Raw genomic sequence first — 15,036 nt, 5'->3', positions numbered from 1 at the left:
ACTCCAAGGTGATCGTGGCGATCAACAAGGACCCCGAAGCGCCCATCTTCTCGGTCGCCGACTACGGCCTCGAAGCCGATCTGTTCAGCGCCGTGCCGGAACTGGCCGCCACGGTCTGAGCCACGGGAGGACCTCGCCATGGCTTTGCTCCGGCTCTATCTGACGCAGCTGCGCGCGCAGCAAGCCACTGCGCAGCACAAGCCACCGGCGGCCAAAAGCACCACGGCGTCTGGAACCACGCATGCCACAACGCAGGCGCCTTGCGTCGAGCCAAGCCGCAGCAGGCCCGAAAGCGACCCACCCGGCGCCAGCACGACATAAAAACAATTGCGAAGTGGGAGCTTTTGGAGGGGCATCGACGCCCCTCTTTTTTTTTGGCCAAGCCATCGCCAGTTCAAAAATATCTGATGAAAAACACAGAGCCGCGTGCGTTCAGGGTTTTCCCTTTTTCATTCAGGAATGCCGAACACGACGTCCTGAATTTGTCCATGGACACTGCACAAGCCCCAACCTACAGTTTGACTGTACTCAGAGCGTTTGATCGGACACGTCAATCCATAGATTAACGCACGCATTTCATGCGCACTGATTCACAAAAAACACAATACGCGCCACATGCTTCAGGCGCGAGGAGACAGACAATGAATCGAAGAATTTTGCTGCAGGCATTTCTGGCAACGCAAGCGGGATATATACACGCCAGCGAAACAGAAAAGTATCCTTCAAAGCCCATCAAGATCACCGCGCCTTTCGCTCCCGGAAGCTCCGATCTGGTGGCGCGAAAAATATCCGAAGTCGCTGCTCGCAACCTCGGTAAACCTTTCATCGTAGAAACCAGGCCTGGAGCACAGGGGACCATTGCCACCAAAATATTGGCCGGTGCGAGCAACGATGGTTATTCCCTGCTACTGGGAACCAACTCCACCCATGCCGCAAGCCAGTATTTATTCAAAAATCCTGGCTACGATCCTGTCAAGGACTTCACGCCCATTGTCCAATTCACCATCAACCCGCTGTTGTTGGTAGTACGCGCCGACTTGCCTATCCAGAACTTCGAGGAGTTCATTCAATATGGACGGGCCCACCCCGGAAAAATGAGCTATGGCGCAGGAAATACCGGCAGCCTGGTGTGCTCTCAAATGCTGCTCAAGCAAGGCGGCATGGACGCAGTAGGCGTTAATTACCAAGGTAACTCCCAGGCCATCCAGGACTTTATCGCCGGACGTCTCGATTTCATGGTCACGGACCCGTTGATCATCAAACCATTCATCAACAGCGGAAAGCTGCGTGTATTGGGTATAACTTCCAGACAGAAACTGCACAATTTCCCGACAGTTCAACCCATCGCCGAAATGGGCCTTCCTCAGTTTGAATACTCATCATGGATTGGAATATTCGCACCTGCGGGCATCAAGCCGGAAAATGCCGATCTTCTGCATCGTGAATTTTCCAAAGCCTTGAAAGATCCGGATGTCGCGGCTTTTCTCGACGGCATTGGAATGATTCCAGTGCATAAAAGCCGACCCGAATTCTCGCAGTTTGTGCGCGACCAGATAAAGGTCTGGGAAAAGCTCACCAAGGATTCCGCAATCCTTCCCGCTTGATCACAGGCACATCTCGCTTTCAAGGCCGACCCCATGCCACTCCATCGCAGAAACTTGCTGCTCGCCTCGACTGCCGCCCTGTGTCTTTCCGCATGGAGCAATGAAGTCTTTCCGTCGCAACCCATCAAGCTGATCATTTCTTTCCCACCGGGAAGCACCTCGGACCTGCTGGCCCGGTTTCTGGGTGAAAAGCTGGGGAAGGCCCTGGGCCAGCCCGTGATCGTGGAATCCAAGATCGGCGCCCAAGGGGTTTTGGCGGCCCGTCACGTGGTCAAGTCGCCCAAGGATGGCTACACGCTGTTCCTGGGTACCAACTCGACCCATGCGGCCAACCTGTACCTGATGAAGAACCTCGGTTACGACCCCGTCAAGGACTTCACCCCCATCACCCAGTGCGTCACCAACCCACTGCTGCTGGTCGTGCGCAGCGATGTGCCCGCCAAGAGCGTGACCGAGCTGGTGCAGCACGCCAAGGCCAACCCAGGAAAATTGAGCTATGGCACGGGCAATACCGGAAGCCTGGTCGCCGCCCAGCTATTCAAGAGCCAGGCTGGCGTGGATGCAGTGGGCGTGAGCTATCCGGGCGTGGTGCAGGCCTGCACCGATCTGGTCGGCGGCCGGCTGGACTTCATGTTGGTCGACCCGCTCGTGGTGCGCCCCTTCGTCGAGGCCGGCAAGCTGCGCATTCTGGGGATCACGTCTGCCCAGCGGCTGTCATCGCTGCCCGACGTCGCGCCCCTGGCCGAACTCGGCCTGCCCCGCTACCGCTATGTGTCCTGGGCCGGGTTCTTCGGCCCCGCTGGCCTGCCCGAAGCCATCACCCAACGCCTGAACCAGACCTTGGTGGCCATCCTCAGCGAATCCGAAACCGAAAAATACCTCTCCGGCCTGGGAATCCTCAGCGCCAGATCCAGCCCGGCCGAATTCAAGCGCTTCGTACAGGAGCAGATCACGCTGTGGGCACGGCTGAGCAAGGACTCCGGGCTGGAAATGACCTGATGGCGCAGGTCCCCCTATTCATTCAAGCCAAAAGGAACAACGACATGGACAAGAAAGTAAGCAGCAACCTGGCCGTCAACCTCAGCACCAAATTGTTGATCAACAACCAGGATGTGGAAGGCAGCGGTGAATGGCTGCGGGTGGTCAATCCCGCGACCGAGGAACTGGTCGCGGGATTCCGCGGCGCATCGGTGCCCCAGGTCGAGGCCGCCGTGATGGCGGCAAAACGCGCTTTCCAGCGTCCGGCATGGCAAAGCCCCGCGATGCGCAAGGCGGTGCTGCTCAAATTCGCCGATCTGATAGAGGAACACCGCGATGCGCTGATGGAAGCCCTGATCGAGGAGATCGGCACACCAATCAACCTCAAGTCCAACCACGTGGACACGCCAGTGGCCTTTTTGCGCTGGTTCGCCGAGCAGGCCACCCAGGACCGTACCCGTCAGCTGGGCTTCAATCCCGCCCATACGGGGGTGAGCACCGTGTTCTACCGGCCAGTGGGCGTGGTGGCTGCAATTTCGGCCTTCAATTACCCGCTGCTGATCGGTCTCACAAAAATCGGCGCGGCGCTGGCCATGGGCTGCACCACCGTGCTGCTGTCCTCCCCCCTGGCTCCGATGGCAGTCATGCTGCTCAATGATTTGGTGCGCCGCGCAGGGTTCCCCGAAGGCGTGGTCAACATCCTGGCCGGTGCGGCCGACGTAGGGCGCGCACTGACGTCTCACCCGGATGTGGACAAAGTCAGCTTCACTGGCTCGGTCGCCGTCGGCCAGAGCGTGCTGCAGCAGGCATCGCAAGGGCTGCGTGGCGCGGTGCTGGAGCTTGGCGGCAAGTCGGCAGCCATCATGCTGCCCGGCGTGAATTACGAGCAATATGCGTTCAGCCTGCATGCGCGCTATGCGCGCAATGCCGGCCAAGGCTGCGGATCGCCCACGCGGATTCTGGTGGAAGAGTCGCGCTATGCGGAATTCCTGCAAGCCAGCCAGCAGGCTTACCCAAAAATAACGGTCGGCGACCCGCGCGATCCGGCCACCATCGTCGGCCCCGTGATCACTTCGGCCCAGCGCGATCGCATCGAAGCCATGCTGGGGCGCGCCACGGCGCAAAAAGGCACGATCGTCGCCGGTGGCGGCCGCCCTGCGATGCGCAAAGGCTGGTTTCTCAACCCGGCGCTGGTCGGCGGCCTCGACAACCAGTCCGAGCTGGCGCGCGAAGAAGTATTCGGCCCGGTGTCGGTGGTGCTTACCTACCGCAGCGTCGAGGAAGCCATCCAGATCGCCAATGATTCCGAGCTGGGCCTCAAGGCCTATCTGTTCGGCACCAAGGACCAATGTCTGAAGCTGGTGCCACAACTGCGTGTGGGCACGGTGCAAATCAACGGCGGCAGCCCCCTGCGCCCGGATGCCCCCATGACCGGTTGCAAGCTCAGCGGCCTGGGCAGCGAATGGGGCCTGGACGGCCTGCGTGAGTTCCTGGTGCCCCAGCACATCGACTGCGCCATCTAGTTTTCAATCCCGGTCGCCTGCCCTCTGGCAGGCCTGACAAAAAACCGATTTCGCCGAGGTTTGGCCGTGGCCCACAAGGCCCATGGTCAGCCGTCGGCGTGCCTGAAGTGCATTGGCTTCAGCAGCCGCTTTGCCCCCTGCTGGGTGCGAAGTCCATAAATCTGAAGGAGACAAATCATGAACAAAATTTTCCTGTTGGCACCGCTCACGCTGGCTTGCGCCGCGGCACATGCCCAATCCGGGCTGCATATTTCCGGCACGGTGGATGCAGCCGTGCAGCATGTGCGGGGCTCGGGTGACAGCCGCACTGGCTTGGCCAGCGGCGGCAATGCCACCAGCAAGCTCATCATCCGCGGCACGGAAGACCTGGGCGACGGCCTGCAGGCTGGCTTCTGGCTGGAATCGGGCTTTTATGCCGATGACGGGACCTTTGCCCCCATCAACGTCAAGAACCAGCCCCATGTCACAGGCAGCGCCGGCGGAGGCCTGTCTTTTGACCGCAAAGCCATTGTCACTCTCAAGAACGCCTGGGGCACCCTCCAGGGCGGGCGCGACTGGTCGCCGACCTACGAAACGTTCACGGGGAAATTCGACCCGTTCGGCGTCAGCATCGGCATTGGACTGAATTACGCAGGCAGCAACAATCCCAACGGGATCCGGGTGTCCAACTCCATTGCCTACGTCTCTCCTTTGCTGGCCAATTCCCTGAGCTTCAAGCTGCAGCACTGGTTTGGTGAAGGCAGCGGCGACAAGTATGGCAGCGGCGACGGTGTCCGCCTGAACTACGCCAAGGGGCCGATGATGGTCGAGGCCTCGTTCGCCAGCACCAACCTGCAAGGCGGCTCGGCGGTTTATCGCAACATGGGCGCGAACTACAACTTTGGCACGACCACGGTCTCGTTCAATTTCAACCACGACCAGCAGGCGCTCATCAAAACCGAAGGCTGGTTACTGGGTCTGAGGCAGCAGATCGGCACGAATGAGATCCGCGCCTCCTATTCCGCCACAGAAAACGATGGTGTCAACAAGCCCAAAGGCAGCAAGATCGCCGTGGGCTACGTGCACAACCTTTCCAAAAGAACGGCGCTGTACGGCACCGCTGCTTATCTGAAGAACCGCAACGGTGGGAGCTTCACGGCGGTCAATTTCAAAACGCTGCCGAACCGCTCGATGACCGGCCTGGAAGTCGGCCTGCGCCACAATTTCTAAAGCCGCTGCGGCCGGAAATTCTCCACGAAAAAGGGGGGCCTGAAAATTCAGGCCCCCCTTTATGCTGTCGAACTTCAGTTTTCGTTGAGCTTGATGTTGTTGTCGCGTATGACTTTCTTCCACATCTCGGTGTCGCTGGCAATCTGTTTCTTCAACTCATCGGGCGTTCCGGGCAAGGCCGTGACTGCCTCCTTGGAAAAGGCCTTGACGACGTCCGGATCGGCCAGCACCTGGTTGAGCGTCGTATTGAGTTGCTGGGTGATTTTTGCGGGCAATCCGGCCGGGGCCATCAGGCCAAACCAGACCTCCAGCTCGAAGCCAGGCAGGCCGGCCTCGATGGCCGTGGGCACGTCGGGAAGCAGCGGCGAGCGGGTCCGGCTGGTGACCGCTAGGCCGCGCACCTTGCCGGCAGTGATGTGCGGCGCGATGGACGTCAGGCTGGGCAGCATCATTTCCAGGCTGCCACCCATCAAGTCGTTGTACGACTGGCTGATCCCCTTGTACGGGACATGAACGATCTGGATTCCGGCCGCCCGGGCAAAAAGTTCTGTGGCCAGGTGGTTCATACCGCCGACGCCAGCCGTTCCGTAGTGGATTTTTTCGGGGTTTTCCTTGGCATAGGCGATGAATTCCGACAGTTTCGTTCCCGGCACCTTGGTCGACGTGACGATGGCAAAAGGGCTGGAGCAGATCTTGCCTATGGAGGTGAACGCTTTCTGCGGATCGTTGGCCACCTTCTTGCCACTGACCGCATTGGTCACGATCGACGAAGAAGTGAACAGCAGCGTATAGCCGTCGGCCGGCGACTTGGCCACCGAGTCGGAGCCAATGAGTCCGCCACTGCCCACCTTGTTCTCGACAATCACCGGCTGCCCCAGCCTTTCCCCCATCTTGATCGACACCAGCCGCGCAATATTGTCATTGCTGCCGCCGGGCGAAAAAGGCACAACCATCTTGATCGGCTTTCTGGGCCAATCCTCATTGGCCAGGGCCAAGCCGGGAATTACCAGGCAGGCGGCCAGCAAGATGCTCTGCTTTCTGCGCGATATCTGGAATTTTTTCATTTTTGTCTCCTTGGTTTTTATCGGGAAGCGGTCGCTGAACAGACGTGCGGCTCAACCCCCTGCACTGCAAACAACGCCGAGCAGTTCGCGGGTGTCCTTCATTTGGACCATGCCGTCCACGAGCTTTTTCAGCGCGGCAGAACCGTCCTTTTTGAGCGGTACCTGTGCCATGGCGAAGCAGTCACTGGCCTTGTTCACGAAATCTTGCGCCGTCATCGGATTGCTAGGGTGGCCCAGTGGGAAGTCGATTTGCATCACGTGTTTCACGCCATCGAGCATTTCAATTTCGACCAGGGCGGGTGTCACGCCGCGGCCGCTCTTCTTCTCGATGTCCTCGTTCACATACCCATCGACTTTGCGGGCCAGCGCCATGATGTCGGCGCGCTCGAACGATGTCGGGGCAAAGTGGCCCAGATAGACACCACCATCGGTCAAGGCCGCGGCCACCGTGTAAGGGATGCTGAACTGCGCCTGGACCACCGTTTGAGGGTTCTTGCGGATGGGGTCGGGCGTGCACACGGCCTGGTAGGCCTGGTGGTTGACGCCTACCTTGACGCTGCGCACCTGGTCGCCCGCAATTTGGTGCTTGGCCTTGAGGGCCAAGGCTGCGCCAATGGCAGCGTGGTTGAAACGACAGTTGGGATAGGGCTTGTAGCTGAGTTGCACGAATTCGAACTTCTTGCCCAAGCCGCTGCGCAGCTTTTCGCGGTCGCAGCGGTCGTGCAGGTAGACCCGCAAGAACCCGTCCTGGCCTTCAAAGGTGTTCTGCGCGCCACGCACACCCTTTTGCGCCAGCTGCACCGAAATCAAGGCCGACATGGCGGCGAAACCCGGCTGCATGCGTTTGGTCAGCGCCGCATCGCGGGTCACCTGGTGGTTGCCCGCGACCTGGGAATAGGCAATGCCCAGGGCGTTCACAGTGGTGGCCTCGTCCAGCCGCAGCACCCGGGCCGCGGCCAGCGTGGCCGCGAAATGTCCGAACAAGGGTGAGTACATGAAGCCGCTTTCCACGATGCCGATTGTCGTGGCAATTCCCAGCCGGCTGATGGTTTCCAGGCCGACGACGACGCCGGCGAGAAAGTCGGCGCCGCTGGCCCCGCCCACCAGTTCCGCGGCGGCCAGCGCGGCCGGCACGACGGAGACGCCCGCATGCAGCACGGCTGCGTCGTGGGTGTCGTCGTAATCGCGCGCATGGGACATGGCGCCATTGATCCAGGCCGCGAGATGGGCCGGGATCGCATCGCCAAACACCAGCGAATGCGCCTGCGGCGCGCCCCCCCAGAGGGTGACCAGTTCCCGGATCTCCCGAATCCCGAGCGCGCTGGAGCCCGCCACCGCGCAAGCCAGCGTATCGAATACATTGGCCTGAGCAGCCTCAATCACTTCGGCCGGCAACTTTTCCACGGACACGTGGTGGGCGAAGCGTGCCAGTGCGTGGGCAAAATCTTCCTCGAGTGCAGAGCCCAGCTCTGCTTGGATGGTGGTGTTCAATGGGTACTCCTGGATAGGGCGCTGCCGCGCAGGCGCGGCAGCTGAGACAATGGGGCCGCGTCAGACCGTGCCGTGGGGCAGCAGAATCTGTCGAATGACCTTGCCGCTGTGCAAGGCGTCAAAGCCCTCGTTGAGTTGGTCGAACGTGATGTGTTCGCTGCGCAGCTGGTCCACCGGCAGGCGGCCCTTGAGGTACATGTCGACATAGCGCGGAATGTCGTCCTGCGGAACACCTCCGCCCATGTAAGAGCCGCGCAGCACCTGCTCGTTGCACACCCAGGCCAGGTGGTTGACGGCAAACTGGGTCTCGGGACGGTTCACGCCCACGCCCACGACTTCCCCGCCCTTGGCCGTCATCGCCCGGGCCATTTCCAGCGCCGCCGGATGGCCAGAGACTTCGAAGCAGAAGTCCACCCCGCCCTGGGTCAGGGCCTGGACCTGCTGCACCACTTCCGGATCGCTGGCCAGCACACAGTCGGTGGCGCCCAGGGCGCGCGCCAGGCCGAACTTGCTGTCCAGCAAATCGACGCCGATGATGCGCGCCGCGCCCGCTTCGCGCGCGGCCATGACAGCCGTCAACCCCACACCTCCGAGGCCGATCACAGCAACACGGGAGCCCGCTGGCACCTTGGCGCTGTTGAACACCGCGCCCGCGCCGGTGATCACGGCGCAGCCGAACAAGGCCGCGACATCCAGAGAAACGTCGGGATCGATCTTGATCAGCGATTGCGGCGTCACCACCGCGTACTGTGCGTAGACGGAAATGCCGCTGTAGTGGTTGATGGGCTCGCCATTCGGAAAGCGCAGGCGCCGGGTTCCCGTGCCCAGCAGGCCTTGGGCCTTGGCGCCTGTCACCGCCTGGCACAGACCTGGTCGGTTGGCCTGGCAATACCGGCACTCGCCGCAACCCGCCACGCCGGCGAGCGTGACATGGTCACCCACGGCCAGACCCGACACGCCTGAACCGACTTCACGCACGATGCCCGCACCTTCATGCCCGCCGACCACGGGCAGCGGGCGCTTGCGCGCACCGGCGATGACGGACATGTCCGAATGGCACAGGCCTGCGGCACGGATTTCCACCAGGACTTCGCCTGGTCCCGGAGCTTCCAGCTCCACTTCTTCGATTCGAAAGGGTTGGCTTTTCGCATAGGGCATGGGCAGGCCCTGCGCATGCATGACGGCGGCGATCATTCGCATTTTCTTGTCTCCAGATGTGATGTGCGCAGGCCGCTGGCACGAGGATCAGGCACGCAATGACCACCTTTTGAGGCGCACTGCGGTGCACCCGCCGCCCACGCTTTGAACTGTCGAATTCAGTGTAGGGACAAGCCTGGGCGTGCGTCCATTGGCTTTTTCGGGACGCAGGAATTGCCTTTTCAGGATGCAGCGGACAGACCGGCGGCCAAGGCCGCTGCACATGCGGATCTCAGTACGATCCGCCGTCCGCGATCCCCGCGAAACTCGAGCGGGCCTGTTGCCCCCAGCGGCCGTTTTTCTTGGTCAGGATCCGGAACGACTCGAACATGGCGAGCTTGTTGCCGTCAGCGTCCAGACGGCTGAAAGCCACGGCGAAGTGCATGGTCTCAGGCGAGTGCTGGATCAGCTTGCGCCACTCCCACTGGCTGGTTTTCCAGCCGGAAAACGTCGTTGTCCTGTCCTTGGACAGCAACTTTTCCCGAGAATTGCTTTGGGCGTACTCCTCGGGCGTATTCCTTCATAGCCGAACGCAGAGGCACGGTCCATGCCAAGGGTGCGCTGCTGGGCATCACGTCCCAGGTCGGTGCCGGTGAAGGCGTCTTACTCCGTGAACCGCACGAATGCCGCCGGCAGCCCCGAGGCCCGCAAGCTCGCCTTGGACTATGTGCACAACCTCTCCAAGCACACCGCGCTGTACGCCGCGGCCGCGCGCGCGAATCCTTGAACGGTGCAACCACCGGCCCCAACCCGGCGTGCACCGCTCTGGACCTGGAACTGCGACACAGCTTCTGCACGCCCTGAACCCGCGAAACGCGGGCGATGGGGGAACCATCCTGCGTCCTGCCATGGGGCGTTCGCCAGCATGCCCGCGCTATGACTGCCTATTTATTAAGCATGCGTGGCAATGGGAGCTCTGTCCCTGGACAGCTTTTCGACTTTTCACTTCAGCAAACAGCATGGAACTCGGATTCATTGGCTTTGACCGCATGGCGGCCGGGATAGCGCTCCACCTGAACAAGCAAATCCTCCAGCTTTTCTGACGCTCGTGAGCCGTTGATCGTGTTCGCAAAAGCGGGACACGGTCACGCGAAATTTGCCATGGACAGCACGGCGGCCGCGTTCTAGTCTGCCCCACAGACCGAGACGCGGACCACGCCGAACCGGCAAAAAACCAAGGAGACAAATGAACAGCACCACCACGCCCGGCACCGTCACGGATGCCGCATCGGTGACGGGGCAACTCGCCCGCTTCGTGCACCGCTCCCAGTGGCAGGACCTGCCCGCCACTGTGCAACACGAGGCCGTACGCGCCTTCGTCAATGGAGTCGGCTGCTCCTACGGCGGGGCTTCCAGCACGGCCGTAGCCCATGCTCTCGCGGGGCTGGAGGGCCTGCAAGCCAGCGGCTCCTGCACCGTGCTCGGCACGCAAAAGCGCCTGGACCCGCTGAACGCCACTCTGGTCAACGGCCTCAGCATCAGTGCGCACGCCTTCGACGACGCGCACCTGGCCACCGTGGCGCACCCCGGCGCGCCAGGCATCGCAGCCCTGCTGGCCTACGCCGAGCGACACCGTGTCAGCGGCACCGCTTTCCTGCATGCACTGGTGCTCTCCAGCGAGCTGCAATGCCGGCTCAGCTGCGCACTGACCGTGGCGCCGGCGCAGTGCGAGCTCGGCTGGTACATGACCGGCGTGACCGGCGCCGTGGGCGTGGCCGCCGGCGTCGGCAAGCTGATGGGTCTGTCCGAGCAGCAACTGGCCTGGGCCATGGGCTTGGCGGCCATGCAGGCTGGCGGGCTGCGTGCCTCGCACGGCAGCATGAGCAGCGCGCTGATCCCCGGTGATGCCGGCCGCAACGGCCTGCTGGCCGCGCACCTGGCGGCTGGCGATTTCAACTGCCACGACGACGCCCTCGGCGCCACGCACGGCTTGCTGCAATTGTTCGGGCGACCCGCCAATCCCGAAGCCTTGACCGTGCGCCTGGGGCAGCACTGGGAATGCATGAATGTTTCGCTCAAGCCCTTTCCCGCGGGCTGCTTGACGCATGCGGTGATCGATGCCTGCCTGCAACTGGTCCAGGCCAACGACTTCGCCGCGCGCGACATCGAGCGCGTGGATCTGCGGGTACACCCGCTCGCGGACGGCCTGACCGGCCGCAAGATGCCGCAGCACAGCTTCGACGCGCAGGCCAGCATCTACCACTGGGCCGCCGCCGTGCTGCAGCATCGGCGGGCCGGTCTGGCCGAGGCCTCGGATGCCTGCGTGCATGACCCGCAGGTGATTGCGCTGCGCGGGCGCGTCGTGGCGACCGTGGACGAGACCCTCGCCCTGGACGCCGCGCATGCGGCAGTCACGCTGCGCGATGGTCGCCGCTTCGAGGCGGCGGTAGGTCCGTGCATAGGCTCCGCCGCAAGGCCCATGACGGATCAGGAGCTTGACGTCAAGCTGCTGCGCCAGGTGGGCGATGCACTGGGTAGTAGCCACGCGCTGCAGCTGTCCCGCCACTGCTGGCAGCTGGCCGATAGCACCGATGTCGGCCACGCCGCGCCCGGCTTCTGGGGCCCTGCCCCCCTGCTCGTCTCGAAGGAAATCGAATGAAAAGCCTGCTCCACAACCTGGCCGCGCTGGCCGTGGCAAGCCTCATGGTGCACCAGCCGGTCCACGCCCAGGCTTACCCGACACAGCCTATCCAGCTGGTCATCCCCTATGTGCCTGGCGGCGGAAGCGATGCCTTGGCGCGGCTGCTCGCCGATCAAATGGGTGCGCGCCTGGGCCAGCGCATCGTGCCTGAGAACAAGCCCGGTGCCGCGACGGTGCTGGCTGCCAGCCAGGTGGCACGGGCAGCGCCCACCGGCTACACGCTGCTGATCAGCACGTTGGCACATGCCTTGAACCCGAGCCTGCAGCCGCAACTGCCTTACGACCCGGTGAACGACTTCGAATTCATCGGCAAGATCGGCAGCTTCGGCTTTCTGGTGGTCACCACGCCCAAACTCGAGGTGAAGGATTTGCCGGGCCTGATCAACCGGATGCGGGCACAGCCCGGCAGGCTCCAGTTCGGGTCGGCCGGTGTGGGCTCGCCTATGCACCTGGGCGGCGAGTTCCTCAAGCACTTGACCAAAACCGACGCCATCCACGTGCCCTACAAAGGAGAAGGCGCCGCTTTGACCGATTTGCTGGGGGGTCACATCAGCTTCATGCTGTGCACCGTCGCCACCTGCGCGCCACGCGTGCAGGACGGATCACTGCAGGCGCTGGCGGCTCCCTCGCCCACCCGGTCGGCGTTGCTCCCGAACGTGCCGACCAGCGCCGAAGCCGGACTGCCAGGCTACGAGATCTACACCTGGATCTTCCTCGCAGCTCCCAAGGGCACGCCTGCGCCCGTGGTCCAGCGACTCAGCCGCGCGCTCAATGAAGTGCTCGCGGACGAGAAGTTCCGGGCCCGCGTCACGGCCATGGGCGTGGACCTCGATACGCACAGCGCGCCAGCCGCCATGAAGCAGCTGGTGCAGACCGAGATCGAGAAATGGCGGCCGGTCATCAAGGCCTCGGGCATGCGGATGAACTGAAGGCTGCACCTGAGCCCGCATTACATGCGTCGCTTTCCCGACCGCGGCTGAAATGCTAAATTTCACGTAAATTTGTGAAACGGATTCAGCAATGCCGCGTGACAACTACAACGACCTGCTCGCTTTCATCCAGGTTGCCCAGCAAGGCAGCTTCACGAAGGCGGCCGCGCAAATGGGGGTCTCCCCCTCCGCGCTCAGCCATGCCATCCGCGCGCTGGAGGCTCGCCTGGACGTTCGCCTGCTCACCCGCACCACGCGCAGCGTATCGACCACGGACGCAGGAGAAAAATTGCTGGCCAGCGTTGCACCGCATTTCGAGGATATCGACGCGAAATTGATCGCCGTCAGCGAACTGCGCAAGAAGCCATCGGGCACCGTTCGCATCACGGCATCGGAGTTCGCCGCCACCTATCTGATATGGCCCAAGCTCTCCAAGGCGCTTGTGGACTACCCGGATATCACGGTCGAGGTGACCGTGGATTACAACCGTACTGACATTGTTTCCGAACGCTATGACGCGGGAGTGCGTCTGGGGGACGAGTTGGCCAAGGACATGATCGCGGTGCGCATCAGCGCGGACCAGCGCATTGCCGTGGTGGGATCTGCGGCCTACTTCGCCCAGCGGGCCAAGCCGAAAACTCCAGCGGACCTCGCCGAACACAATTGCATCAATCTGCGGCTTCCTACCCATGGCGGGCTCCTGCCTTGGGATTTCCAGAAAGGAAAGAAGGCCGTCAAGGTGCGAGTGACCGGGCAGTGGATCTATAACAGCTCCACGCCAATTCTCAGGGCAGCGCTGGCCGATCAAGGCTTGGCGTTCTTGCCGGAAGATATGGTGCTGGAGCACGTGGCCAAAGGCGAGCTGATCCGGGTGCTGGAAGATTGGTGCCAGCCCTACTCTGGCTACCACCTCTACTATCCGAGCCGCAGGCAGTCTTCTGGCGCACTGGCGATCGTGGTCGAGGCTTTGCGCCACGAAGCGCCCGCCAGGCGCACGAGAACGCACAAGACGGGAACTTCCGCCGAGGTTCGCTGAGAGCAGGTTCAATAAATACCGGGGCCACGGCATTGTTGAATCTGATTCACAGGTTTATGCCGGATTTACCTACTTATCGGCGGACGGCACCCTGGGTACATTGCTGGATCAGCAATCAAGGACTGCCCTTCATGAACAAAACCCTCTGCGGGCTGGCTATGTGCGCCACAGCCTGCTTTGCCAGCGCAGCAGACTTGCCAACGCAGCAGATCACGCGGGCCGGCGAGCAGGCCTCGACCTTCGGTTCCGCCGAGTACTTCACGGGCCGCGTGCGCGTTGACCCGCTGTTCACGCCCAACGCCAGCATCAACGCCTCGGGCGCCTATGTGACCTTCGAGCCGGGCGCGCACTCCGCATGGCATACGCATCCGGCGGGCCAGCGTCTGGTGGTGACCGCCGGTATTGGCCTGACGCAGGAATGGGGCAAGCCCGTGAAAACCATTCGCCAGGGCGACGTGGTCTGGTGCCCGCCCGGAGTCAAACACTGGCACGGCGCTGCACCCCACAGCGCCATGACCCACCTGGCCGTGGGCAGCAGCGTGAACGGCGTGACCGTCAACTGGACGGAGAAGGTGACCGATGAAGAATACAACGCCCGCTAAAAAGCATATGGCACGCGCCATGGCCGCCACCCTGGCACTGGGTCTGGGAATGGCCGCTGCCCAGTCGCAGACCGCCCAGGGCAGCGCGGCCCAGCAGGTGCCGGCCGCGGCCGCCGCTGCCGAGACGCTCAGCGCGCGCCAGCAGGCCATCGTGCTGATGGCGTCGTTTGGCGCCGCCAGCGACATGCCGCGGCTGAACACCGCTGCGAACCAGGGTCTGGACGCCGGCCTGACGATTGCCGAGGCCAAGGAAATCCTGGTCCAGCTCTATGCCTACGCGGGCTTTCCCAAGAGCCTCAACGCGCTGGGCGAACTGCTCAAGGTTGTGGAGGCACGCAAGCAGCGCGGCATCCAGGATGTTCCGGGGCATGAGCCCAGCCGTGCCGTGGCCACCGGCGATGCGCTGGTTGCCGTGGGCCGGGACAACCAGACGAAGATTTCCGGACGTCCCGTGCAGGGCCCGGTGTTTGATTTCGCGCCGGTCATCAACCAGTTCCTGCAGGCCCATTTGTTTGGCGACATCTTCGAGCGCGACAACCTCGATTGGCAAAGCCGCGAACTGGCCACCGTCGGCGCGCTGGCCGCGATGCCCGGCGTGGAGGCGCAGCTGCGCTCGCACATGGCCGCCAGCCTGCGCGTCGGGCTGACCCCCGCGCAGCTGCGCCAACTCGCGCAGGTGCTGGCCGAGCGCGGCGACGCCGCGGCCGGCAAACGCGCCGGCGATGCGCTCAAGCAGGCCCTGGCAGCCGCCGGAGGTTGAGC

Annotated in this window: 13 protein-coding genes and 1 pseudogene; 10 read left to right on the top strand and 4 right to left on the bottom strand. The window is 62.7% G+C overall.

Annotated features, from left to right (window positions below; translation table 11 throughout):
- The 5 genes and pseudogenes from RR928_RS11745 to RR928_RS11725 all read left to right on the top strand — a co-directional run.
- Positions 1-119 (top strand): annotated as a pseudogene (locus RR928_RS11745) (electron transfer flavoprotein subunit alpha/FixB family protein); the annotation flags it as partial.
- Between the two features lie 522 nt (positions 120-641).
- Positions 642-1,604, top strand: coding sequence for a Bug family tripartite tricarboxylate transporter substrate binding protein (locus tag RR928_RS11740; RefSeq protein ID WP_332682608.1), 963 nt, complete (start codon positions 642-644; stop codon positions 1,602-1,604).
- A gap of 33 nt (positions 1,605-1,637) precedes the next feature.
- Positions 1,638-2,603: a Bug family tripartite tricarboxylate transporter substrate binding protein gene (locus RR928_RS11735; protein ID WP_332537068.1), complete on the top strand. Its 966-nt coding sequence runs from the start codon at positions 1,638-1,640 to the stop codon at positions 2,601-2,603.
- Positions 2,604-2,647: 44 nt separating this feature from the next.
- A complete protein-coding gene (locus tag RR928_RS11730; RefSeq protein ID WP_332537070.1) occupies positions 2,648-4,105 on the top strand; it encodes an aldehyde dehydrogenase family protein in 1,458 nt (485 codons plus the stop codon).
- Positions 4,106-4,282: 177 nt separating this feature from the next.
- A complete protein-coding gene (locus RR928_RS11725) occupies positions 4,283-5,314 on the top strand; it encodes a porin (RefSeq protein WP_332537072.1) in 1,032 nt (343 codons plus the stop codon).
- Positions 5,315-5,388: 74 nt separating this feature from the next.
- On the opposite strand, the gene RR928_RS11720 is transcribed toward RR928_RS11725, so the two are convergent.
- The 4 genes from RR928_RS11720 to RR928_RS11705 all read right to left on the bottom strand — a co-directional run bounded on the left by RR928_RS11720 (position 5,389) and on the right by RR928_RS11705 (position 9,541).
- Entirely contained in the window at positions 5,389-6,378 is a 990-nt protein-coding gene (locus RR928_RS11720) for a tripartite tricarboxylate transporter substrate binding protein (protein WP_332537074.1), read from the bottom strand.
- Positions 6,379-6,429: 51 nt separating this feature from the next.
- Positions 6,430-7,869 (bottom strand): MmgE/PrpD family protein, encoded by a 1,440-nt coding sequence (locus RR928_RS11715; RefSeq protein WP_332537076.1) that lies wholly within the window; start codon positions 7,867-7,869, stop codon positions 6,430-6,432.
- Between the two features lie 60 nt (positions 7,870-7,929).
- Positions 7,930-9,069 carry a zinc-binding dehydrogenase gene (locus RR928_RS11710; protein ID WP_332537077.1) on the bottom strand — a complete coding sequence of 380 codons (1,140 nt, stop codon included), beginning with the start codon at positions 9,067-9,069 and terminating at the stop codon, positions 7,930-7,932.
- 229 nt (positions 9,070-9,298) lie between these two features.
- On the bottom strand, positions 9,299-9,541 hold the full coding sequence (locus tag RR928_RS11705) for a hypothetical protein (protein ID WP_332537079.1): 243 nt from the start codon (positions 9,539-9,541) through the stop codon (positions 9,299-9,301).
- Positions 9,542-10,252: 711 nt separating this feature from the next.
- On the opposite strand from RR928_RS11705, the gene RR928_RS11700 reads away from it, so the two are divergent.
- The 5 genes from RR928_RS11700 (at position 10,253) to RR928_RS11680 (ending at position 15,034) form a co-directional block, all read left to right on the top strand.
- Positions 10,253-11,665 (top strand): MmgE/PrpD family protein, encoded by a 1,413-nt coding sequence (locus tag RR928_RS11700; protein ID WP_332682604.1) that lies wholly within the window; start codon positions 10,253-10,255, stop codon positions 11,663-11,665.
- Complete coding sequence (locus tag RR928_RS11695; RefSeq protein WP_332537082.1) at positions 11,662-12,636, top strand: Bug family tripartite tricarboxylate transporter substrate binding protein; 975 nt, start codon at positions 11,662-11,664, stop codon at positions 12,634-12,636. The genes RR928_RS11700 and RR928_RS11695 overlap by 4 nt, the downstream gene beginning before the upstream one ends.
- 91 nt (positions 12,637-12,727) lie before the next feature.
- Positions 12,728-13,672, top strand: a complete 945-nt coding sequence (locus tag RR928_RS11690) for a LysR family transcriptional regulator (protein ID WP_332537084.1) — start codon at positions 12,728-12,730, stop codon at positions 13,670-13,672.
- A 131-nt stretch (positions 13,673-13,803) separates the two neighbouring features.
- Positions 13,804-14,274, top strand: coding sequence for a (R)-mandelonitrile lyase (locus tag RR928_RS11685; protein ID WP_442881909.1), 471 nt, complete (start codon positions 13,804-13,806; stop codon positions 14,272-14,274).
- Positions 14,252-15,034 carry a carboxymuconolactone decarboxylase family protein gene (locus tag RR928_RS11680; RefSeq protein WP_442881908.1) on the top strand — a complete coding sequence of 261 codons (783 nt, stop codon included), beginning with the start codon at positions 14,252-14,254 and terminating at the stop codon, positions 15,032-15,034. The genes RR928_RS11685 and RR928_RS11680 overlap by 23 nt, the downstream gene beginning before the upstream one ends.
- Positions 15,035-15,036 lie beyond the last annotated feature (2 nt).

The organism is Comamonas sp. (assembly GCF_036666375.1).
Lineage (GTDB): Bacteria > Pseudomonadota > Gammaproteobacteria > Burkholderiales > Burkholderiaceae_C > Comamonas.
This window is presented reverse-complemented; position numbering and strand designations above follow the sequence as displayed.